14 protein-coding genes are annotated in these 24,849 nt (G+C 36.5%); 10 read left to right on the top strand and 4 right to left on the bottom strand.

Features of this window, described 5'->3' with window-relative positions; translation table 11 throughout:
- Window positions 1-665 precede the first annotated feature (665 nt).
- Both BN1066_RS14630 and BN1066_RS14635 read left to right on the top strand, forming a co-directional pair.
- Complete coding sequence (locus BN1066_RS14630) at window positions 666-1,247, top strand: DeoR family transcriptional regulator (RefSeq protein ID WP_077320192.1); 582 nt, start codon at window positions 666-668, stop codon at window positions 1,245-1,247.
- 18 nt (window positions 1,248-1,265) lie between these two features.
- Entirely contained in the window at window positions 1,266-2,003 is a 738-nt protein-coding gene (locus tag BN1066_RS14635; RefSeq protein ID WP_077320193.1) for a FixH family protein, read from the top strand.
- 701 nt (window positions 2,004-2,704) lie between these two features.
- On the opposite strand, the gene BN1066_RS14640 is transcribed toward BN1066_RS14635, so the two are convergent.
- The 3 genes from BN1066_RS14640 to spoIIP form a co-directional block, all read right to left on the bottom strand.
- Window positions 2,705-4,246: a flotillin lipid rafts scaffold protein FloT gene (locus BN1066_RS14640; RefSeq protein WP_077320194.1), complete on the bottom strand. Its 1,542-nt coding sequence runs from the start codon at window positions 4,244-4,246 to the stop codon at window positions 2,705-2,707.
- 352 nt (window positions 4,247-4,598) lie between these two features.
- On the bottom strand, window positions 4,599-5,132 hold the full coding sequence (locus tag BN1066_RS14645) for an NfeD family membrane protein (RefSeq protein ID WP_077320195.1): 534 nt from the start codon (window positions 5,130-5,132) through the stop codon (window positions 4,599-4,601).
- A gap of 1,207 nt (window positions 5,133-6,339) precedes the next feature.
- Window positions 6,340-7,497: a stage II sporulation protein P gene (gene spoIIP, locus BN1066_RS14650; RefSeq protein WP_077320196.1), complete on the bottom strand. Its 1,158-nt coding sequence runs from the start codon at window positions 7,495-7,497 to the stop codon at window positions 6,340-6,342.
- 721 nt (window positions 7,498-8,218) lie between these two features.
- Here spoIIP and BN1066_RS14655 point away from each other — a divergent pair.
- Window positions 8,219-10,954: a UPF0182 family membrane protein gene (locus BN1066_RS14655; RefSeq protein WP_245799804.1), complete on the top strand. Its 2,736-nt coding sequence runs from the start codon at window positions 8,219-8,221 to the stop codon at window positions 10,952-10,954.
- A gap of 56 nt (window positions 10,955-11,010) precedes the next feature.
- On the opposite strand, the gene BN1066_RS14660 is transcribed toward BN1066_RS14655, so the two are convergent.
- The gene (locus tag BN1066_RS14660) at window positions 11,011-11,142 is read right to left on the bottom strand and encodes a YjcZ family sporulation protein (protein ID WP_077320197.1); all 132 of its coding nucleotides are present in this window, start codon (window positions 11,140-11,142) and stop codon (window positions 11,011-11,013) included.
- A 319-nt stretch (window positions 11,143-11,461) separates the two neighbouring features.
- On the opposite strand from BN1066_RS14660, the gene BN1066_RS14665 reads away from it, so the two are divergent.
- From BN1066_RS14665 to essC, 7 genes are all read left to right on the top strand, one after another.
- Entirely contained in the window at window positions 11,462-11,719 is a 258-nt protein-coding gene (locus BN1066_RS14665) for a hypothetical protein (protein ID WP_077320198.1), read from the top strand.
- 1,078 nt (window positions 11,720-12,797) lie between these two features.
- Window positions 12,798-13,094 (top strand): WXG100 family type VII secretion target, encoded by a 297-nt coding sequence (locus BN1066_RS14670; RefSeq protein ID WP_077320199.1) that lies wholly within the window; start codon window positions 12,798-12,800, stop codon window positions 13,092-13,094.
- A 781-nt stretch (window positions 13,095-13,875) separates the two neighbouring features.
- On the top strand, window positions 13,876-17,427 hold the full coding sequence (gene esaA / locus BN1066_RS14675; RefSeq protein WP_077320200.1) for a type VII secretion protein EsaA: 3,552 nt from the start codon (window positions 13,876-13,878) through the stop codon (window positions 17,425-17,427).
- Entirely contained in the window at window positions 17,402-17,899 is a 498-nt protein-coding gene (gene essA / locus BN1066_RS14680; RefSeq protein WP_077320201.1) for a type VII secretion protein EssA, read from the top strand. The genes esaA and essA overlap by 26 nt, the downstream gene beginning before the upstream one ends.
- Before the next feature lie 12 nt (window positions 17,900-17,911).
- Window positions 17,912-18,169 carry an EsaB/YukD family protein gene (locus BN1066_RS14685; protein ID WP_077320202.1) on the top strand — a complete coding sequence of 86 codons (258 nt, stop codon included), beginning with the start codon at window positions 17,912-17,914 and terminating at the stop codon, window positions 18,167-18,169.
- Window positions 18,170-19,008: 839 nt separating this feature from the next.
- Window positions 19,009-20,349 (top strand): type VII secretion protein EssB, encoded by a 1,341-nt coding sequence (gene essB, locus BN1066_RS14690; RefSeq protein ID WP_077320203.1) that lies wholly within the window; start codon window positions 19,009-19,011, stop codon window positions 20,347-20,349.
- A 44-nt stretch (window positions 20,350-20,393) separates the two neighbouring features.
- A complete protein-coding gene (essC, locus tag BN1066_RS14695) occupies window positions 20,394-24,842 on the top strand; it encodes a type VII secretion protein EssC (protein WP_077320204.1) in 4,449 nt (1,482 codons plus the stop codon).
- The last annotated feature ends 7 nt before the right edge of the window (window positions 24,843-24,849 follow it).

The raw sequence follows: 24,849 nt of genomic DNA on the forward strand, positions 1-24,849 counted from the left end.
GAGGTCACTCTGAAACATCCTGCGTTTCTAAGAGAAATTTACGGTAATGTTCTTTAAAGTTTCTGGAGTTAAGTCATATTTTTTCAATTATCTGAATGTATCTTTCCTGAAATAGTTTATTTTTTATCCCACATCTAACTGGCAGTAAGACTCCCACCTCGAGGAGTAAGAGGGATCGAAGAAGTCTAGGTGGGAGATAACTACCAGTAAATGTCCGATTGGTTCAACTAACCATGAGTGGGGGATGAGAGAAAACCCCCGCTCATGGAAGTTTCACTTTATATTATTTACATCTGCTTCTTTTTCAATCCCGATTATATAGGGTTGTTTAACTTCCTTAACGATTTGTGCTGCTACTGGCTGTTCCATCTCTTTTGTTGAAACTACGCCATCCTCGAACTTCGACTCGACAGAATGTGCTAGTCTAGTGTTGGTGTTGCAACAGGACGCCCCGTGCTTCTCCACTTTTTGAACACGTGTTAGTAATGTTATTGTGAGGAAGCTAAATGAAAATTATTCATAAATGTTTGATGATCCGTTAGATAACTACAATTTTTCAGAATAATTCACGAAGTTTTCATATGAATTTCGTTGATGTATTCGATTGCAAATGATATATTATGTTTTAAGGTGTTAAAAGATGTTACATGGTGGGGGGAGAAATCATGTTACCACTTGAAAGAAAGAAGCGAATAAAAAAGCTTATACTTGAAAGAAAGAATTTGCGTATATCCGATTTAAGTAAAGAGTTTGGTGTCTCGGAAATGACAATTCATCGCGATGTTAAAGCATTAGAGGAGGAAGGGGTTTTAACCAAGACTTTTGGTGGCATTTCATTAGTGGAAACGGATGCAAATGAACAGCAAAAGAACCATTGTACTTATTGTAGTCGAGCAATTAATGAAAAATTAGCCTATCGTTTAATTTTAATAAATAATAACATTGAAGTTACATGCTGTGCTCATTGTGGTTTACTTCGTCAACAGCAATTAGGAAATCAAGTCATACAAGCAATTTGTTCCGATTTTTTAAGACAAACAACAATAAGTGCTCCATTAGCGTGGTATGTGACAGATACTACTTTACATATGGGATGTTGTCATCCACAAATATTGACCTTTGAGTGGTGCGAACATGCAGAAAAATTTGTCAAAGGCTTTGGGGGAAAGATATATTCTTACGAAGATATTACAGAAGTTTTGCTGAAGAAAATGAGTGGAACGTTTCAATGTAAAAATCATGAATAAAAGGGGAATGGTTGTATCATGAAAAAATTATCATTACTAGTATCTATTTTGATTATTATGTTTTTGGCAGCTTGCGGCAATTCAGAAGGTAATGCTAAAAAAGGGGAAGATACAAAAGCAGGTGAAGAGGAATTAAAAGAACTAAAGGTGGATTTCGTAGTTCCAGAAACTGCAGAACCGGGGGAGACCGTTGAGTTAAAAGCAACTGTTACATATGGCGATGAGAAAGTAACCGATGCAAATGAAGTTGTTTTTGAAGTTTGGAAAAAAGATAAAAAAGATGACAGTACGAAAATAGATGGAAAGAATAATCAAGATGGTACCTATACAGCGGAAATGATGTTTGAAGAAGCTGGGATGTACGAAATGTATGCTCATACGACGGCTAGGGATCTTCACACCATGCCTAAAAAGGCAATAATGGTAGGTGAAGGGGAAGCTGTTGAAGGTCATGATAATACAGAAGGTTTTGCTCTCCATTTTATGGAACCAGAAAATGTTGTAGTAGGCAAAGAAACAGAATTGATGGTTCACTTGCAAATGGATGAGAAACCATTGCAAAAAGCTTCTGTTCAATATGAAGTAAACAAAGAAGGACAAGAAGATAAAGAAACGATCAAGGCGACGGAAGGTACAGCAGGAGAATATACAGGAACATACGTATTTTCTGAGTCTGGAACTTATCAATTAAAGATACAAGTTAAAGCGGATGATGGTATAAAAGAGCAAAAGGAATATGAAATCGTAGTAAAATAGTAACTTTGTAAAAACAGGATTGCTTCCAAATAGGCAATCCTGTTTAACGTTAGGGATAATTTAATAGATTGGTAAAGCTTTGTTGGAGGTAGTGAGGATGTTTGCGACGAAGCATAAGCAATATTAAGAGGCTCTGATGACTAACATGAAGATGGAATAAACTTTCTAGTAATTATGATTAGCCTCATTAACTGCCGGAGTTTTTTGATTTAAGATATAATAATTCAAACATAAACATAAATTTTATTTTCTATCGTTGACAAATTCAACGAGGTATATCATAAGAGAACGTGATAATATAGAGAACCTTGGTTTCATAATTTTATACAGAGATGGCTTTAGAAATGGAATAATTTCGATAACAATGATAAATTCCTATACTTATATAGTACTTCACTATATTGGCAAAGAAAAAAGAAAGGTTTTTAAAACTATTTGCCATCTGTTTTCAAGTTAAAGTTTATCGTGTAGAACTGTGTATAATGGTTTGATTTAATTATCCAGTTGTTCTCTGTAAATTAAACATTTGAATATCATTGCTTCTTTTAAATAGTATAGTATTTTGTACAGCTTATGGGAAAAGGAGGAAAAAATATTAACGCCATTGTTCACATGTAAAGGCATATTATACAAAATACAAACACGAAGAGGAGCATTATAAAATGCCCCTCAGTTGTGCTTTAAATAAATATGTTGTTTTATTATTTATCTGTCCTAGCAAGTTGAGTTTCTTTTTCTTCCTTATTAAATAGTGGTTGACTCAGGTCATAATCATCTGTCAAATGTGTTTTACCACTGATATTTTCTAACAGCTCTTTTATATCAATACCAGAGGATGCTTTAAGTGACTCTTGCAAACCTGCCATTAAATTAGTTGCATATCCTGAAACTTTATTCGCACCGCCGCCACTGTCACTTCCGCCTGTATCAACGACAGTAATCTTATCAATATTTGCCAGTGGATTTGCGATCTCCCTCGCATATTCTGGTAACATTTTTATAACCATATCTAAAATTGCGGCTTGACCGTATTGTTCAAAGGCTTCAGCAATCTTGCGTTTTGCTTCAGCTTCAGCTAATCCAGTTAGTCGGATAATATCCGCTTCTGATTCACCTTGAGCTCTTTGTGCTTCTGCTTTTGCAAGACCGTCTACGCGAACCCGTTCTGCTTCGGCTTTAGCTTCAGCTTCAATTCGATATTGATTAGCCTCCGCTTCTGCCATTTGCTTCATTTTATCTGCTACAGCTGCTTGCTCCACAGCATAACGATCTGCATCTGCCTTCTTTTTAACTTCTGAATCATACTGTCTTTCTCGTCTTAAAATTTCTTTTTCCTCTAATTCAATTTGCTTTTGCCGCTCAATAATTTTAATTTGCATTTCTTGTTCGGTAACATCTTGCTTTGCTCGTGCAGTTTCCAAATCATAGGCTTGGTCAGCACGCGCTTTGGCAATATCCTGTTCACGACGATACTCGGCAGTTTTTAATTGGTTTACTTTTTCTGCCTCTGCAATTTCAGTAGCTCGTTCTAGTTCTGCTTTCTTTGCTTCCTTAGCAGCCTCCGCTTGTTTAATTCTTGTTTCCTTATCTGCATCTGCGGTTGCAATATCGGCATCTCTTTTTACTTGAGCAATTCTAGGTTTACCTAAAGAGTCTAAGTAGCCATTTTTATCTTTAACATCTTTAATGGTAAATGAAACGATAACTAATCCCATTTTAGCCAAATCTTGAGAGGCAACCCGTTGTACCTCTTGAGAAAATTTATCTCGATTTTTGTATATTTCTTCAACCGTCATAGAGCCTAAAATGGAACGCAGATGACCTTCCAGGACTTCTTTTGCTTCAACTTCTAGGTCTTCCTTTGATTTTCCTAAAAACTGTTCTGCTGCAGTAGCGATTTCGCTAATCGAGCTGCCAATTTTTATGATGGCGGTTCCATCTGCCATTACCGGTACACCTTGTTCGGTATATACTTCAGGAGTAGTTACTTCTAATTTACTTGATAATAAGCTGATAGGTTCTGCTTGTTGAAATACTGGTAAAACAAATGTGCCTCCACCACGAATAATTTTAATTTTATTTCCTGATTCATCGACATGTACATTTTTTCCGCCTAGATAGCTTCCTGTAACAATTAACGCCTCGTCAGGTCCAGCAGTTCGGTATTTAGAAACAAAAACACCAATTAAAGCTAGTAATAAAAATACAACAATTCCAATAATAATCCAAAATCCTTCAAACATATGATTCCTCCTATACTTGCATTATTTATGAACAAGCAATCCCTGAAAAGAGAATGCTGTTGTTAACTGAATCATCTTGCACCTAAGATGTGATATTATTTTTACTTCAATAGTTATAGAGATGCGAAGACAGAGGTGGGAATAACGGCACCTCAATACTCTAGCTGTTCGAGTAGACAGGACAAGGAAAACGACGTCAGCGATATACCGCGGTTTTTCAAGGACAAGGAAAACGATAGACGAAATCGATACATCGTAGAAAGTGTTTTTTTCAAGGAGTGATGCATCGTGGTTTTTGAAGGACGTTATGCTTTTGTCCTTTGTTTCACCAAGCCTTGAATCAAATTTCACTTCATTGATCTAAATCGTTATTATATGGTTCAATGTAAAGAACCCCTTCTCTAGCTTCTAAAACCAAGACTTCTGTACCTTCAGCAATGGGCTGTTTATTAAAGGTTGTTGCTGGTTTCGAGATTCTTCCACTTTTACTCTCAATAACAACTTCTCCATATCCATCAGCAGGGACTGCAATAATGATTTTTCCGATCCGACCCGCTAATGAAGACTCGGTATACCCTAAGGATTGTTCAGCTGATGCTAAGGGTACAAGGACAAATACATGTAACAATATATCCAGAATAAGCGAAATTAGTGCTGAAATAATTATAATTAGTAAACTGGACAGAGTAGTCATTGTTTCCAATAAATAACCTGAAACAGAGAAAAAAGTAATAAAAGCTAAAATAAGAATAGGGTTGGCAATTGGAAATATTTCACCAATACCTTCAAACATATCTCCGAAGAAAATGTAAAGAAGAATTAGCGCGCTAGAAACGGTTAACATATATAAGTAGATGGTTTCAATGGGAATTCCAAATATACTCATATGTATCACCCCCTCCATTAATTATTCTTCTGGAAGCATAGCACTACAGTAAAACAGGGAATTAATTTAAAACTAATTTTTATATCTTGCTGAATGATGAAGTTGTTTAATAATCATACGAGTAAACCGTTATAAAAGTTTCAAAAAAAAGATTATTCTTGATTTTTTTACTAATGAAAAAGAACAAGGTTTCATCATAAGGGGGGAGATGGAGAACATTTAGCTGAAAAATTCTCCATCTTTTTGTTTGTCGAAAAAGTCCGGTAAAAATGGCAAAAGCGAATCTCATCTGATTTAAATTAGATAAAATTTAGAGTGATGAAGTTATGATGACAATACGAGTACCGCAGGACGGCTTGTTTTTTTCTTGGAATGTCTTTATATCTTAAATTATGTGAGAAAAGCGACTCTAAAATGTTCATTCTTCGGGTTGACCGGAAAGAGAAGCTCCGACAACAGGAATACACCGCATAAAGAAAAAGTGGATTTCTTTTTCAAGAACAAGTAAGACTTCTTGGCTAGGTATAAATGCAATGTTAACCTTCAAGGAGAAAAAATCACTCCCTACATGAATTTTTACTTTATATCTAACCTATACGTGGACTAACAGGTCTTCAGCGCAAAAGCTTCGGCTTCTTGATTGGCTTGATTCTTGGGCTCTGTATTCTACCCTTATCCTCAAAAAAGTTATCTGCAAGGTAGAAACGGATATAATTTCCTGACAAAGAAAAGACCTGATATTGTTTTATCTATCAGATCGTTACTATCACAGCTATTTTTTCTAGCATAGAGCAGCTTGAAAAAGTGCTGCCGGCTAATTTTCTTTGTACTATAGGAAAGCATAAAATTTAAAGGTTTATCCCGCATGTAAGGTGCCGTAAGACTCCTGCTTCAAGAGCCTTTAGTTGATACAAAAGAGTCAAAGTGGGAGAAAACGGCACCTAAATGCCCGATTGGTTCAAGGAGCCTTTAGGTCATACCCTTGTGGTACTAACGTTCAGTAGGAGAGGGAAGAAAACTCCTACTGAATGAAGTTTCACTTTATCCCGCATGTAAGGTGCCATAAGACTCCCACTTCAAGACCTGAATTGATACAAAAGGGTCTAAGTGGGAAACGGCACCTAAATGCCCGATTGGTTCAAGGGCCTTTAGGTCATACCCTTGTGGTACTAACATTCCGTGTAAAAGGCATTCCACGGAATGAGTTTCACTTTATCGTATAAGAAAAACTACAGCTTTTGCTAAAGACTTGGCGACAAGCCAAGTCTTTAGCATTCGAGTGATATTCGCTAATTACTTCAGCTAGCGCCCTTGATGTATTTTGCAGCTCTTCTTTATTATTATCGACACCACCAATTTCAATTAGAATTGATTTCTTAGATAAATCCTGATTGTATACTCCGTTTCCCTCTGATTTATCCTTTAAAAAGATGCCTCGACTAATTCCCGGATATTTTGCTTCTAAAGCTTGATTTAATTGCTCAACAAATGCTAGATTTTGTTTATAGTTTTTATGTTCGATACCGACTATAAAATATAATTTTGCATACGGCTTGTTATCGATAGTCGCGGTGGTAATATCTTTTCGTTGGGCATCGCGATGAATATCAATAAAGTATTGAATGTTTTTATTATTTGATATAGCCTGTTGAACAGTTTTTCGGGAGAAGTCATAGGAATCATAATAGTCGCCGCCCATAGCATGTAAACCTGCAGTAACATTGGTTGTATCATGGAACGTAGGTATACCCTGTTTTTCCAATTGTTGGCTCAGTAAAGATCCTACCATTACAATGTTTTTACTATTATTTGTACTAGATGCATTAGAAGGTTTTTTTTGCTTATCCCCTAACAGTGGTAAAAATGCTTCCCAACTGTGACTATGGTAGATAAAAATAGTCGCCTCTTCCTGCTTGGTAGTTTGTTCTTTCGTTTTTTCTTCTTTCGTTTCTTCAGCATCCTCTTTTAACAGTTCTTCAAAATCAGGAGGAGGGGACTCGACTGGCATATGATCGCTATGAGAGCTGGTTGCAGCTAATTGAATTGGAGAGATAGGGTTTTTTCCAGGAAGCTCTAAGTTTAACAAACTAGAGAAATTCCTTGGAGTTACACCTGCAGCTCCTTCAAGCAGTAACTTGGACCATTGTGGAACCTCCACTTCATTTGTTGCTAAGGCTGTTTCCAACTGCGGAACCTCAGTGCTCATCATCATAAATAGAGCATCGGTAAATATAGCTGATTTTGTTATTTTATTAATAATAGGGATCTCGAAAAAATTAGCATGAATTCGAGGCATAGTTAAAAAAGTGATGATAAAAAAGAGGATGCTCATACTAATAAACATAGTTAGTAGTATTCGTTTCATAGTTAGTCAACCTTTCCTAGTCTTTCTACATTCTATGCAACATGTTATTTTTAATAGAACGAATAATTATAAAGTTAGTTAATTTACGGTTAAAAAATGTAATACAATGATTAATCCAGTCAAGTTATTTGAAATCTGCGGTTAAATGTATGTAAAGAAGGCGATTGAACCATCAAGGTTGAGTAGCAGGATACCGAAATCCGAGGATAGGCGAGAAGATGTGTTAAAGCATATAAGTTATTTCATCATCTGTTTTTACACGACGGATATCTTTTTAATGTAGCTTCGTATAGGTATATGTTTAAGCACCTAGCCTTCCGACGATACGCCAGCACTCTCGCGTGTTGTAATTCATTCTCCAATTTGTACGCTGTTTACCGAGCATCCTTCCTTTTTTGCTATAAAACTTTAGGCTTTATAATAAAAAAACTACAGCTTTTCTAAAGAAACGGATATATTTCCAGTAGAGATTATATTGCAACTATCAGTAGTAAGTGGCAAAATCGACATGCGATTAGAGCGCTTGGTTTTTTTATGTTTTTGATATAATATGTTGCTGTTATAGAAACCTCTCTTTTATCCTTGGAAAGAAACAAATGGTTGTCTCGTAAAATGTTACTTAATATTTGATAAATCAGATTAAAAACTCAATTTCGTAATAACTACTATTCTGGAGTAAGTTTGTTACAATAGAAGAAAATGTTACACAGGAGGTAACATCTTGGAGGTTAATCATAAAAAAGTATGGTCGTATAAATGGCGACGAATTGGTAATAGATTCGCTATTACACTCGGGTGTATTATTATCTTATTGATGATCGGCTTGCTGAGCTTCCGATGGGGCATTAATTATATTTGGTTGGATTCATTGCAGTTTGGCAGTATTTTTATCACGATTATAAAAAGTAAAATATTACTTGGTTTAATTGGTTTTTTTCTCTTTTTTATAAGTGCTTATTTCACGCTGGCATGGATTAGAAAAACATATCTTGCTTATTTTCATGATGAACGTTTACCAGCTTTGATAAATAATCATAAAAAGAGCAGATTGCTATTATTTGGAATTTCCTTTTTAGTCGGTACGGTCGGTAGTATGATTGTTCAGGGCATAGGTTGGGAGCCGCTGTTAAAGGCAATCCACCATTCGTCTTTTGGGATTTCCGATCCGTTTTTTAAGATGGATCTATCATTCTATATGTTCATTTTACCGATGCTTGAGATTGGTATTTCCGTATTGCTAGGTTTAAGTCTTTTCTATCTTGTAATTGAAATAAGCTTTTATTCGTTTTTCCAGCTTTATCAAAAGAGTCGACTTGCCCAGCTTCATATGGGCATTACTTTAGCAATCATTGGTCTGCTTTTAGCAGTTTTACATACTATTCAGCCATTCCATACCTTATTAACAAATAAAGTAAACATGTTTCAGGAAAGCGTCGTTCATGGCTTAAGTTACACCGATAGATTCGTAAATATTCCCGCTGCTTATATCTTAGCTGGCGTGGCATTATTGGGGTCTATTTGGATGATTATCGAGCTTTATCGGAAAAGATATTATCGCATGATCTTTCCAATTGTTATGTACGTGATCTTTGTCATTACTGCCCAATTTGTTTCTGTAGGTGTGCAGCAATTTATCGTTTCGCCAAATGAATTTTCCAAGGAAGCCCCGTATTTAAAACATAACTTGAATTATACAAGAGCGGCGTATCAATTGGATGAGGTAAAAGAGAAGGAGCATCTTGCAAGCGAAACCCTTAATCAAGAGATGTTGACAAGAAATAAGCTGACGCTAGATAATGTAAGAATTAATGATTCGAGGCCGTTACTGGAGATTTATAATCAATTACAAACATTTAGGACATATTATCAGTTCCAGAATATAGATATTGATCGTTATATGATTGATGGAGCATACCAGCAAGTATTTATCGGTGCAAGGGAATTAAACACGGTTAAGCTTCCATCCCAAGCAAAAACGTGGGTAAATGAAAAGCTTCGTTATACACATGGTTATGGGATTGCAATGAGTCAGGTAAATAAAATAACGAAGCAAGGGCAACCGAAATATTTAGTGAAAAACATTCCACCAGAAGGAGCGCTTGATATAAACAAGCCGCAAATATATTTTGGGGAAGAAAATTATAATAATGTAATTGTAAATAGTAAAGTAGATGAATTTGACTATCCTTCAGGTGAGGAAAATATGTCTACTCGTTTTGAGGCGGATAGCGGAATACCGCTTACAGGATTAAAGCGGCTGTTATTTGCACTTAACGAAGGGTCTTTTCGTATGCTTATTTCTGACCAAATTAACAAGGATAGTCAATTATTAGATACTCGGAATATTATGGAGCGAGTAAGACGAATTGCACCCTTTTTTCAATATGATGATGATCCATATATTTTTGTACGGGAAGATGGAAGCCTTGCATGGCTGATTGATGCCTATGTTACAACAGATGGTTACCCATTTGCAGAGCCATATGCTGGCAAAAATAACTATATACGGAATTCGGTAAAAGTAGTAGTCGATGCTTATACAGGAAAGGTTAACTTTTATATTGCTGAAGCAGACGATCCTTTACTGAAAACATATGCCAATATTTTTCCAGAATTGTTTACAAAAGATATACCTGCTGATATTCGCTCTCATTTTCGCTACCCGGAAAAACTATTTACGATTCAGGCTAAAATGTATGGAACATATCATATGGAAAACCTTGAAGTATTTTATAACCGAGAAGATTATTGGGAGTTCCCTACAGAGAAATATTATAATGAAGATATTGAAATGGAACCTTACTATGTAACGATGAAGCTACCGGAATACGATAACGAAGAATTTATGCTAATTATGCCGTATACACCCAAAAAAAGGCAAAATATGATTGCTTGGATGGGGGTTCGTAATGACGGAGATAATTACGGGGAAAAGGTTGTATACCGATTTCCAAAACAAAAGAATATTTATGGTCCACAGCAAATCGAAAATCGGATTAATCAAGATAGTAGAATATCCCAACAGTTGAACTTGTGGTCGCAAGGTGGATCAGAAGTAATTCGCGGTAATCTGTTAGCTATTCCAATTGAAGATACGATGTTATATGTGGAGCCAATTTATATTGAATCTGCCAACGAAACGTCTTTGCCTGAGGTAAAACAAATCGTCATGGCATATGGAGATCACATTGTAATGGAAGCTACCTTTGAAGAAGCATTAGATCAAATACTTCAATACATTGATCCAAAACGGGGAGCAGAAAAGGAAAACCATGAAAAAGATCCTAAAAAGCAAGAAGTAGAAGAAGGAAAGCTACCAAAAAGTGATTCAGAAAAGCTTCTACAAGAAATTGCGGGCATGTTTGAGGCATATCAAAAAGAGCTTTCTGCTGGAAATTGGGAAAAAGCTGCAAAAATAATGACAGAGATAGAAGCAAAATTAAAAAAAGTGCAATAGATGATTTTTCAAGCAGGTCGTAGTAAAACGACCTGCTTTGTTATCAGTTAGAACATTTAGCACCAACAAGCTCCAACAATAATGAGTAAAATGAATAGAACTACGATTAAGGCAAAGCCTCCAATACCATGACCGCATCTTGAACCATACCCATATCCAGGGCAACCACAAAAGCCATAACCACCCATATAATTTCCTCCTCATTTTAATAAAAGGTTAATACACATAAAAAGCACGTACAACGTTTAGCAGAATAAACAATACTACAACTAAAGTAAATCCAATGCTACAAGTAATAACTACCAACGGCGGCTTCAGTTGTTATTAACACCTCTAGTTCATTTACATTAACAATGTATGCCTATTACTAGTAAAAGATATAGGTAATAACCCAGTTTATTATTTTTTGGGCAAATGATTTTCCGCTGATTACCTGATTCATTTGTCTCTTACAGGATGGACATAATTACATATGATGTTGTAGCTGACGATAATGGGGGTGAACATATGTCAGGATCACATTATTATTCCTTATGTAGGAGACACATGGGAAAAGCAGTCGAAATTCGAACACATGGTGGTAGAGTCCATCGGGGAATTATTGAAAGAGTAAGCCCAAATAGAGTATATTTACGACCTTTAGGAAGAACAAGAGGTCTAGGTGGCTTTGGACTTGGCTACTATGGATACGGATTTGGCTTTGGATTTGGTGTTGCTTTAGGAGCGATCGCAACATTGGCTGTATTGCCATTTTTCTTTTGGTAACATTTATATTTTTAACACAGAAGTATGTTCTTATTATATGATTTTTATAACGGGCAGCAAGCTACTTACTGACATTCAAGAAAAAGAAGTTCGAAGTGGTGAAATTTTGAATAGTAGAGTGTATACGTGTGCTAAGTGAGAATAAAAGCCAGAAGAGCTCGTTTAGCGACGTACAAACTGGAGAGCTTCTGACGAGATAAAGGAAACATCTCCTTGCACAGGATATGTCGACCTTGAGCGTCCATCCCGCCTTTAGTTGGGATTCCCTTTATATTCAAGCCGCTGTTGACTTATCGTAGGAAGGAGATCGAAGTTTGCTAGGCGCTAAGCGCTTTAGCTAGACTCAAAAGCGGAAAGCGCTTGTTTAGCGACGTACAAACTGGAGAGCTTCTGACGAGATAAAGGAAACATGCCCTTGCACAGGATATGTCGACCTTGAGCGTCTATCTCGCCTTTAGTTGGGGTTTCCTTTATATTCAAGCCGCTGTTGACTTATCGTAGGAAGGAGATCGAAGTTTGCTAGGCGCTAAGCGCTTTAGCTAGACGGCGATGCTAATTTTCAAAAAATTTCCTATAAAATGTATATCATTTCCTGGACAATATAAACCGTGGCCGACAAGCCTTGGTGCAGAAGACTGCTTCGTTTACACTTATACGTTAAATATTAACATTTTTTACTATGACGTTAAACTTCTATACACTTTGAATATCTTTAAAATTACGTTTTCCAGTAGTTTATTGCCCGTTATTTATGGACGGTTTTATTCCTCAAATCGGAGGTGCTGTAGGGTTTTAAATACGGATGTTTAATTTTTAATATTCAGAATAATATTAACTATATTTTTTGCTTATCTAAGAAATAAGTCCTGATCAAAAGGATAGGTTATATTTCCCATTTTTATCATGTGAAAAAAGTACATTATGGAAAAAGTAGGTCTTTGTTATCAATTATCTAAAAAGTACATAAAGTCAATTGACATAGAAAAAATGCTTCATTAGTCTTGAAGAAGGAGAGGTACTAAAATTTTACTTTTCGCCTCAACAGAAATCATTTATTAAAAAGGGAGATGATGGTGTAATGGCAGGACAAATTCGTATGACGCCTGATCAGCTGCAGGCAAAAGCAAAAAGGTATGGACATAGTGCTCAACAAATTGAGCAAATATTAAGAGATTTATCTAACTTACAAGAGGAGTTGCGCGGAGAATGGGAAGGTCGTGCATTTGAACGTTTTGATGACCAATTCCGGCAACTCAAACCTAAGGTACAGGATTTTGCTCAGTTAATGCAAGAAATTGAAATGCAATTAACGAAGACTGCTGAAGCTGTTGCACAACAAGACGAAGCACTATCTCAAAATTTTGGTCTAAGATAATACCTGGCGAAATAATGTGTTAAAACAACATTTCGTGTCCTCATGGTTCAGAGCTGCACGGCTTAAGTTGTGCAGCTCATGTGTTCTTAGCAATATTTTAAAATCAAACTAATGTTCAAAATACAAAGAAGCTTTTGGAAAGCTATTTTTTTCAACTTCTTTTATTTCCATTAAAGTAATACGAGTTATAACTTCATAGTAACTGTTCATAAAGGTTATCATCAAGACCGAGGTTGGCTAAGATTGCAGAGACCTTGAAAATTCTCGATATTGTTTTCGGAGTTTCCTTAACCTTTTAAAAAATCGTGGGTTATCGAGGTAAACGTTTTTCTCTAGTTCTGTCCAATATAGCTGATCCTGTCGAGTCAAGGTTCGAGATGACGTAGTTTCGTGTAGTGCGCTTGTACAGAATGTACTGACTTCTACGTTAATCAAAGGACATGGGCGCTTTTTAGTAGAAGATCCTTTAGTAAATGCATGAGCATGGGGGTGGCTTCCTCGAAAAACTACTCTACGAAGAAAAAGCGTCTTCCCTTTCCAAGGAACGGAAAAACCAAGTCAATAAAGAAAACTTGGCTAGCAGCAAGCGAAGCGCAGATGTAGCCTAGTTGCACGTATACATAGAACTTAAAAATTTTCAACTACATTGAATGAACTGCAACGCCAAAATTTTATATGTTCTAACGTGCGTTAAAATTCGACACATATTTTAACCTGATTTTTTGAATATCCGCTAATAGTTTTAAAACAAATTATTAATGCAATTCTAGGAGCTGTTTTTATGAAAAAGTTAGATAAACGGTGGTTCCTGTTTTTGTTGTTAATCATTGTACTTGCCTCGAGTTTATCTTATCTCGCCTTAAATCAACAAGAGCAAACAGAAAGCACGAAAGAAGCAAAAGATATGAAAAAAATGTCAATTGCTCTTGTTAATGAAGACAAGGGGGCAACGTTACATGGCGACGATTTAGCTTTTGGTGATGCATTTGTTCAAAGCGTAAACAATGATAATGAGCATGATTGGTTTGTTGTAAGTCGTGGGGTAGCGGAGAGCGGCTTAAAACGTAGTACATATGACATGATGATCGTTATTCCCAATGACTTTACAGAGAAGGCTCTTGCTATTGATGAGCCATCACCGGAACCAGTTGTGCTAAATTATAAAATCAACGCTTCTGACAATGAGCATGTAACAGCAGAAGCTGAAAAAACGGCAAGCAACGTGTTAAATAATTTTAATCGCCGAATCATTGATGTTTACTTTGCCAGTATCGTTGGTAACCTGCAAGGTGCCCAAGACAACATTGGTGAAATTATTAAAAAGCAAGCGATTTATACACATAAACTTAATAATGAAGTGTCTGATCCATTAGGAAATTATACCAATCAGTTTAGCACCATTAAGGATAGTACTAATTTATCAAAAGAAAGTTTTGGTAATTTTCAAGAATTAATGAATATGTTCCAAAAGCAATTAATGGATGATGCTAAACTCGATGAAAACTATTTATCTACATTGGGCGATGTTTCAAAATTAAAAGAACAAAACGGAGTACAATTACTCGAATTCTATCAAACATTAAATGAATTTGATGGATCGTTAAAGCAGCAGGATGTAGAACAGCAATTGGAAAGATTACAGCTTGCTAACACCCGAATTAATGACCAGCTAAAAAATAGCGGTATGGTAGAAATTGAGCCGCCAGTAAAGTCAGTAGTGTACAGGAAAAGCAGTGGAGCAAATATTGCAACAGGAGCAGATACGCTAAAGAAATATTTGGACGACTCATTAGCTCAAGTACAGAAAACGTATAGCGATATTGAAAGAAGAATAAGTCCAGATTATTCGGGTGGTTTTACCGGCGTAATTTCAGATCGATTAGACGGTCTTCTTGCCAATGTGTTACGTAAAGATGATAAATTGGTAAATATGCTTTTACAAAAACCGGCAGCAAATGCAAAAAATTATATTCATAAGCAAATAAGACGGTTGCCTTCACTGAATATGGATGACTTTGAAGAAGTAGGTCTGCCAAAGCATACAGTTAAAGAGATTAGGAATGTTATTGCGGTAACAAAAAAATATATGGGGGAAGAGGGACTTGGTGCAAATGAAAATCTTAAACCGGGTGGCGACCCAACGAAGTTATTATCATATCAGATCAATCAACTAAAGGAAAAATTGCATACTTCAGGGATGACCATGTCTGACTCCGTAAAGTTGCCGAAAAATAAAAAATCAGCGCAAACATTTAAATTAAAAATACCAAAGCACATTCTTGAAAAATATAAGGTAGAAAACTTAAAATTGACGATTCCTGGTATTGGTGATGTGGATTATACAAAACAATACCAGGACGGTGAAATTATTCTTCCAGCAAATGAAGAAGGTATATTTACCGTTCAGGTTACACTTCGTTTGCTTGATAAGAAGTCAAAAGTAGACATTTTCAAGCCAATTCCTTGGGGTTGGAAATTGCATCAAAAAGATATTGAAAATGTAGATGTTCCGGAAACGGCACAAATTGAAACAGCGGAAACACCTCTTGTTGCAAATGTAAAGGTTGAAGCAACTAAAGAACAAAAGCAAGATAAAACGAAAACTCAAGCTGGAGATAAGAAAACAACAGAGCAAAAGCCAACACCAGAAAAAGAACCAACACAACCAGGTGATGGGGGAGAAAGCAGAACTGAAACTGGTGAAAGCAAAGACGGAGAAAATCCTGGTGGTGATGGCAACCCTGATGAAACAGGAACAGATGAGCCAAATGAAGAGAAGCCAACGGACGAAGAAGATAGTGTGCCGCTTGAAGAACTTAAGCCGGCAATCAAAAGAATTAAGATTATTAATAACCGCATTAACCATGAAATTATGACACCAATGGAAGGAATGGATAAAGCAACAAATAAATTAATTAGAGCTGTAACGAATACGGTAACACCTTACCAAAAATTATTTTCGTCTTATGAAAGTTATTTTGGCTTAAATATGAGTAGCTCCAATTTACCGGAACAAATAAAAGGTAATTTATTAAAAGATTTAGCTACTGAAGATTCGTTGTATTATCTCTTTAATAAAAAAGATATTCCTGGCTTAATAAAAGACTATATCGTTTTACAAATTAGTGATGAAGTAGCCAAACAAATTCGCACACCTTGGGCAAGCCTGCAAAAACAAATAGAAACGTATCAACAACAAGTTCAGTTTGCTAGGGAAAATGCAGATCAATTGGTTAATCGAGTTGAAAAAACTGCTGGTGAAGCCGCAGCACTTAATGAAACTCTTGCTGCAACACTAGAAGATGTAGACAATTGGCGGAAGAACAGTTTGAATTTAGTAAAGGCACAAGAACAAATTCAGGCAAGTGCAGAAGAAGAACAAACTGCTCTTGTTTCATTGGATAGTGAATTCCAACCATTATTAACAGCTAGTCAATCATTAGCTGAACAAGCACAGGGAAATGTGACGGAATCAGACATCGTATATGACACATTTGACAGCATTGATAAACAGGCTGAAGCAATCCAGAAAAGTGGAAAAGATATTGTTAGCCAAGTAGAAGAATTATCGGTTGATATGACGAAGAAATTATTGGAAGATCAGGAGTTTGCGAAGAACTTTACTAGTGTATTGGCAAATAGCCGGACTGGAGATCGACCAAATGAAGATCTGTATGACTTTTTATCCAATCCAGTCCAAACAAGCAGTGAAGGAACAATAACTTCTTCCGATGATACATTTACACCTTATTTCTTAGTCTTAATCTGCTTTATCGTTGTCTTATTTACTGCTTATGTTATCTCAACGATCAATCAGAAAAAAGCAGAAGAGGATCCATTCTCTAGCGAAAAATCACTCATTAATAAAAATACACCGATCACGTTGATAACTGCAGGAATTGGTGTGTTAGAGGGAATTGTAATTGGAGTTGTGTCAAGCTATACGATGAAGATAACCGATGACGGTATGTTAATGCTTACAGGTTTGATCGTCTTATTGATTACCGGAATGTTACTCATTGCTACTTATCTATTAAGACAGTTAAAAATGTTCGGTATGTTTCTTCTGCTGATGGTGCTTAGTATGTACCTGTTCTTTACCAATGCGTTCGGTGCAGGAATTAAAGGAATGGACTATTTAAAAGACTTCTCCCCACTTCAATATTTAGAAACACTATTATGGAATGTGGTACTCGGGGAAGCCAATTATCAAGCGTCTATTCTACTGATTATCGGATTAATTATTTTAGGTGCTTTAGCGAATCTACTAGTAGTACATCGCTTAGAAAGAAAGGGAGATACAAACGATGAAAGTGAAACCGAAGCCAGTTAGAGTCATCTTTATTATCTCCATAAGTCTGCTGGTGTTTTCCTTCTTTGGAACATCAGCAGCAACTGCTTCAAATAAAGGAAATTTGGAAATGAAAATCGATCGCATTATGAAAGATGAATCAGAAAGAACTTCTAATCAGGAAACAGAACTGGACAAAGTATTTCCAACTTTATTTACTGAAGAAACGACGAAGGAAATTAATAGACAAGCTGCCGAAAAAAAGCAATCGATGGAAGAATTAGAGAATATGCTGTTCAAGATGGATGCCGAGCCAAATAAAACATTACAAGTGACAAAGGACTCATTGTTTACCAATGATTATGTTGCAACTAGCAAACAAGCAGCGGATGTAAATGAGCCGGAAGAAGGGCCGGCTTCAGAATCCGGGAATACATGGTTAATTGCGTTAGCAGGGGTAGCTCTTCTTTTAAGTACAGGATTGTACTTCATGATGCAAAAAATGCTGAATTAGGAGAATTGGTTGATGGCAAAAGAGACACATATCAATGTAACGATGGATTTTAGTAAAGCAGTAGATGGGGGCGGAAAATATGATCTTCGTATCCCCATTCAATTATCGGTAAAACAATTACTCTACTATGTGATGGATACATTAAATCTTTCCGAGAAAAAAAGTGAACGTTTTGCAATTAAAGTGATAACGAAAAATCTATTAATTGCTGATGATGATTTTATAGCAGACTACCCTGTTACAGATGGAGATATCTTACTCGTTTTATAACCAAGTACCGATATTTATCCCGCATGTAAGGTGCCGTAAGCCTCCCTCTTCAAGAGTTGTAGGGGAACGAAGAATTCTCTAAGGGAATATCAACGGTATCTAAATTCCTATTCGACTTACAGGAATAGATAGACTACTTGAATAGGCATCGCGGGTTTTCAAGGACTAGGAAAGCTACGATAGCAATACATCGCGTTTTCTCAAGGATAAGGAAAACTTCGTTAGTGATACATTGCGATCTTTTCCCACAAAGTATGCTTCGACACTAGACCCATCACCACGCGAAATAAAACCTTTGTTCTACTTGTATCAGTAGAGGATGGAAGAAAACTTCTACGGAATGAAGTTTCACTTTATCTATAGTTATCGCTTCGAATTAGGGCAATTCGCCCTTCTATACATATATTACTATTAGTGTATTCAAAAAGGGGGTAAATAGGGCCAAGAAGTTGGAGATGGCGAAGTTTCGAGTAGCGCTTGTACAGGACGTACTGACTTCTATGTTCCCCACAGGACGTGGTTGCTTTTAGTAGAAGGTCTTTTGGTAAATTCATGAGTAATAGGACGACTTCCTCGAAAACCCATTCCAGCGCAAAAGCAGTTTGCTTTCCAAGGAGCGGAGAAACGAGCCAATAAAGAAAACTTGGCTAGCAGCAAGCGAAGCGCAGACGATAGCCTAGTTGCACGTATACTTAGAACTTAAAAATTTTTAACTACGTTGAAGAACTAATTTTATTCGTTCCAACGCGGAAGAAATTCGATTGTCATACTTTTTGAACAACCTTTAATATTGGAAAACAAAAAGATGGCTGTGAAAGCAGGTAAAGGAGTCATAAGATATGAAGGAAAAAACGATACAATTTGAAAAGCTGACACTGCAATTTGAAATCGAAAAAGAGAACTGGCGAATGAGTTTACCTAAATCTCAAACCGCAGTCAAAAATATTCGGCAAATGGATTTAATGCTTCATCCATCTGATTTTTTTGCTCCGCTAGCTATTACAGAGGAGGAGGATTCCTATCATTTTTCGTTTACGTTAGAACCGAGAATGAAGAAATGGAACCAATTGGTAGCTTTACATAGAAATGAAAAACTACGATTACTATGTAATATGACAAAGCTACAGCGTTATTTACATACAAGGATAACGTTCTTTCTTCATCCCGATAACCTTGTATTTGATGACAATTTCATGCCGTGTGTTATTTACAGAGGAATTCGAAAACTGGTACCACCTTATGAAATGACAGAAGAAACGTTTTTTAAACAATTTCAGTGTTTTATCATTGCATTATTTTCCAAAAAATATAATTTTGATCAGCTTTATCACGGCTCATTACAAAATGCTAAGGATACAGATTTTCAACGCCAAGTTAGTGAGATGGAAGATTTAGCGCAACTCATTGATTATCTACACAAAAGCTATGAAGAAGAGCAACGCAAAACAGAAAGAACAATGGAAATCGTTCCAAAGAAACGCTTTCGCCTTTTTAAACAGCTTGCTATCATTATGATTATCGTTTCCGTACTCTTAGCTGTCCCTGTTATTTATTATGGATTGATCAAAACACCATATCAGAATAATCTTTTGAAGGCACATGGAGAATATCTGGCATCAGCTTATGGAGAGGTTATTTCTACGTTGGAGGAAGAGGATCCAGAAGCGTTGCCAAACCAGACGAAATATATTTTGGCGGATTCTTATATTAATGTCGAAAATTTGTCGGATAATGAAAAAGAAGTGATTTTAAAAAATGTCAGCTTAAAAAGTGATCCGGATTATTTACTTTATTGGATTTACAATGGCAGAGGAGAATTTGAAACTTCCATTGATAAGGCTAAATATCTTGATGATCCTCAATTGATTATATATGGACTAATTAAAAAAATAGAGCAAGTTAAAAATAATCCTGATTTGACCGGGTCAGAGCGAGAAGAAGAAGTTAAGAAATTACAGGATGAATTAGATCAATATCGAGAAGATTACAACCTGCAAGATGAAGAAGCAGATAGTTTACCAATTACAGAAGAAGAAGTAGATACAAATGTAGAAGCAAAAGATGAAACTCCTGATTCAGATACGGCAAATGAAGAAAGCACAAATAATACGAAAGAAAAAGATAAAGAGAAGGATGCGGAAAAAGATAGAATTCAGGATGATAAAAAGGAAGAAAAATAGTAAAATTGCGAACTAATTGCAACGGTTTAGAGAGGGAGAAAAAGATGGCACAGAAATCACTTATGGTCACTTATAATAATCAATTGCATAAATGCCATTTAGCAGAAGAGGCTAGTGATATAACCATTGGAAGCGAGTGGTCTCATAGCATTACATTTCCTGATTTGAATCAATTACTTACTATAAATTGGGATGGAGCAAATGGATTTATCGATGGGAAAAGACTTGATAAACATACGACCATTGATATAAATGACAAACCAATGGACTTTTATTTTATTCATCAGGATATGTTGTTTGTTTTTGATATTGCAGGAAGAGATACGATTACGTTAGGAAGCAACGAATATGACGATATTATGTTGGAACATACATCGGCAGATTTTGTTGTGAACAGGCAAAAAGATGGGATTACCTTTATGTTAGAGGATCAACTGGGAAATGTGTTTCATAATTTTCAGCGTGTTCATGGCCATGCTGTGCTTACTCCGGGAGATCAGTTGTTTGTAGATGGAACAGTAGTTTTTATTGGTGAAAATGAACTACAGGTAATGACGGCAAATCAAAAGTTAGAGAGTAGATTAGTAGAGCTGGTGGAAGTGAGTACTCCTTACAGTGGTGAATACCCTGATTATCATCGTTCACCACGGATTATTTACCGGGAGCCTGAGGAGGGGCGCACAATTGCAAAGCCAGCTAATAAACCTTCTAAACCTAGTGAGCAATTGGCGCGCACGATTGTTCCACCACTTGTCATGGTTGCTGCACTTGTGGTGATTTCACTTATTCAGCCTAGAGGGATTTACATAATAGTAATGTTGTCCATGACGATTGTGACCATTATATTTTCCATTACTTCTTATATAAAAAACGTCAAAAAATATAAAGAAGACATGAAGCATCGGAATGAGACGTATAAAGCATACTTGCAAAGAAAAACAAAAGAACTGCATCAGATAAGTGAGGAGCAGCGACATGCCCTGTTTTACCACTATCCGGATGTAGAGACAATCCGTGATATGGCTGTAGAAGTAGAGGCAAGAATTTATGAAAAAACAATGTATCAACATGATTTTCTTCATTTTCGTGCTGGATTAGGTACCGTTAAATCCAGCTTTGAAATTGATTTTAATGATGAAGAATTCTCTCAGGAGAAAGATGAACTTATTGATCAAGCAAGAGAACTTTTATCTCAATATCAAGAGATTGAAAATGTTCCGGTCGTTACTTCTTTAACAAAAGGACCTGTCGGATATATCGGCCACCGTCCGCTTGTATTGGAACAATTGCAGCTATTAGTTACCCAAATCGCATTATTTCACAGCTATCATGATATGCAATTTATTACGATTTTTCCGGAAGAAGAAAAACAAGAATGGGATTGGATGCGATGGCTGCCACATGCTAGTTTACGAGATGTCAATGTGCGCGGTTTTGTTTATCATGAACGTTCACGTGACCAGGTCCTTTATTCCTTGTATCAAATACTAAAAGAACGCCGGCAAACGATAGAAGAAAAAAGTAATAAAAATGAGAAACTTTATTTTTCACCACATTTTGTCATTTTGATAACGGATGAGAAGATGATCATTGATCATATCATAATGGAGTTTTTCAATGAAGATCCAAGTGAATTAGGTGTATCTTTAGTGTTTGTTCAAGACGTCATGCAGGCCCTCCCAGAGCATGTAAAAACAGTTATTGATATCCGAGATGCAAAACACGGGAATATTTTACTGGAAGAAGGCGAATTAGTTAATAAAAAGTTTCATCTCGATCATTATCCAGATGGCTTTCATAAAGAAGATATTACTCGTGCTTTAGCACCTATCAACCATTTACAGAACTTAAAAAACTCGATACCGGAAAAAGTAACCTTTTTGGAAATGTATGGGGTAGAAAAAGTAAACGAGTTAGCTATTGAACAACGCTGGAGGGCAAATGAAACATATAAGAGCCTTGCTGTTCCGCTCGGATTACGCGGAAAAGATGATATCGTGCAGTTAAACTTACACGAAAAAGCCCACGGACCACATGGGCTCGTTGCGGGTACGACAGGTTCCGGTAAATCAGAAATTATTCAATCTTATATTCTCTCACTCGGGGTCAACTTTCACCCACATGAAGTCGCTTTTCTACTTATTGACTATAAGGGCGGAGGAATGGCGAATTTATTTAAGCATATGCCGCATTTACTCGGTACTATTACTAACTTAGATAAGGTACAATCCATGCGTGCTCTTGCTTCCATTAAAGCAGAATTACAAAAAAGACAGCGACTGTTCAGTGAGCATAATGTTAATCATATTAATCAATATCAAAAGTTGCATAAGCAAGGAAAAGCTAGCGAGCCAATGCCACATTTATTTTTGATTGCAGATGAATTTGCTGAGTTGAAGTCAGAGCAGCCGGATTTTATGAAAGAACTCGTTTCAACAGCAAGAATCGGTCGTTCACTTGGTATCCATCTTATTCTTGCAACGCAAAAGCCAAGTGGTGTTGTGGATGATCAAATCTGGTCGAACTCCAAATTCAAATTAGCATTAAAGGTGCAAAATGCAAGTGATTCCAATGAAATTTTAAAAACACCCGATGCTGCTGAGATTACGTTACCGGGGCGTGCCTACTTGCAGGTAGGAAACAATGAAATTTACGAGTTATTTCAAAGTGCATGGAGTGGTGCAGATTACGTGCCTGATAAAGATGATCATGAATTTGTGGATACAACGATTTACGCGATTAATGATCTTGGTCAATATGATATTCTCACAGAGGATTTAAGCGGTTTAGCACATAAAAAAGATGTTGAGAAAAAGCCAACGGAACTGGAAGCGGTTATCGATTATATTGCTGATTACACAGAAAAATGTCAGATTGAGCCACTGGCAAGACCGTGGTTGCCACCATTACCTGAGCGTATTCCGCCAAAAGAAATACAAGATTTAGATTATAAAACAGCATGGAAAGAAGAAGCAAAGAAACCGCTAGTAGTTACGTTAGGACTTTTGGATCAACCTGAACTGCAATCCCAAACACGATTAACATTAGATTTAACGAGAAGCGGACATCTAGCAATTTTTGCAAGTCCTGGATATGGGAAATCAACATTTCTACAAACGGTAGTCATGAATCTAGTTCAACAACATCATCCAGAACACTTACATGTATATTTATTGGATTTTGGTACAAACGGTTTATTGCCGTTAAAGGCGATTCCTCATGTTGCTGATACGATTCTGGTAGATGAAGAAGAAAAAATTGGCAAGTTTATGCGCCTCTTATCAAGTAATATGAAGGAGCGCAAACAAAAGCTAAGTAATTATGGTGTCGCCAGTATGGATATGTATGAAAGGGCTAGTGAAGAGACCGTACCGAGTATTTTAATCGTCATTGACAACTATGATTCAGTTCGTGAGGCTGAATTTTCCGATGAATTTGAGAAGCTGATTACCCAAATTGCCAGAGAAGGTGCAAGCGTTGGGATCCACTTAGCAATTAGTGCCGGCCGACAAAGTGCAATGCGCATGCCATTGCTGTCCAATATTAAAACGCAAATTGCCCTGTACTTAATTGAACAGACAGAAGCACGTGCTATTGTCGGCAGAACAGACATTGAAATTGAAGAAATTGCCGGTAGAGGACTTATCAAATTGGAAGAACCCACCTTATTCCAAACGATGCTTCCTGCAGAAGGTAAAGAAACACTAGAAATTATTAACTCGATTCAAACGACTGCAAAAGAGATGGAGTCATATTGGGATGGAGATTTGCCGGATGAAATTCCGATGGTGCCAGAGGGAGTAGTTGACTTTGAGAAATTCAAGAATAATCGAATGACAAAAGGATTAATTAGGCAGCAGTTACTGCCTTTAGGCTTGGAATTTGAAGAAGTGCAGCCAGTCGCCTTTGACCCCATTCAACAGGGGCATCTAATTGTCGTAAGTGATCGACAAGATGGATTGGATAGAATGAAACAATCATTAGCAAAAAATGTTTCGCTTTTATCAGGCGATTACCAAACCATGTTGATAGATACAGCAGATCAACAACTATCTGAAATTGGAAAAACACTAAATGCATATATTTCTGAGCAAGAAGGAATTGTTGCGGTTAAAAATGATGTCATTGCCGAAATAAATATGCGTATCCAACAACAAAATCCTGCGAGGAAATGGCTGATTCTACTTTCCAATGTAAAAGATTTTTGTGATCGCAGTGAACTAGATGTGGATGAAATGACAATCATGTTGGAGCAAGGAAAAAAAGCAGGCATCCACTTTATACTAATAGGGGATTACAATTATATTGGACTGAGCTTTGAACAAGTACCGAAATATATACGAACTCAATCCACTGTTGGATTATTGAGTATGCGACTTGGGGATCAGGATATATTTAAGCAGCCGTTTATTAGGCAAGAAAAATACCCAAATCCATTTGAATGCTATCTAACCATGGATCATCAACATGTAAAATTGAAAATACCGGAATAAAGGGGAG

Origin of the sequence: Virgibacillus proomii, from assembly GCF_900162615.1 — a bacterium.
In the GTDB taxonomy this organism is placed as follows: domain Bacteria; phylum Bacillota; class Bacilli; order Bacillales; family Amphibacillaceae; genus Virgibacillus; species Virgibacillus proomii.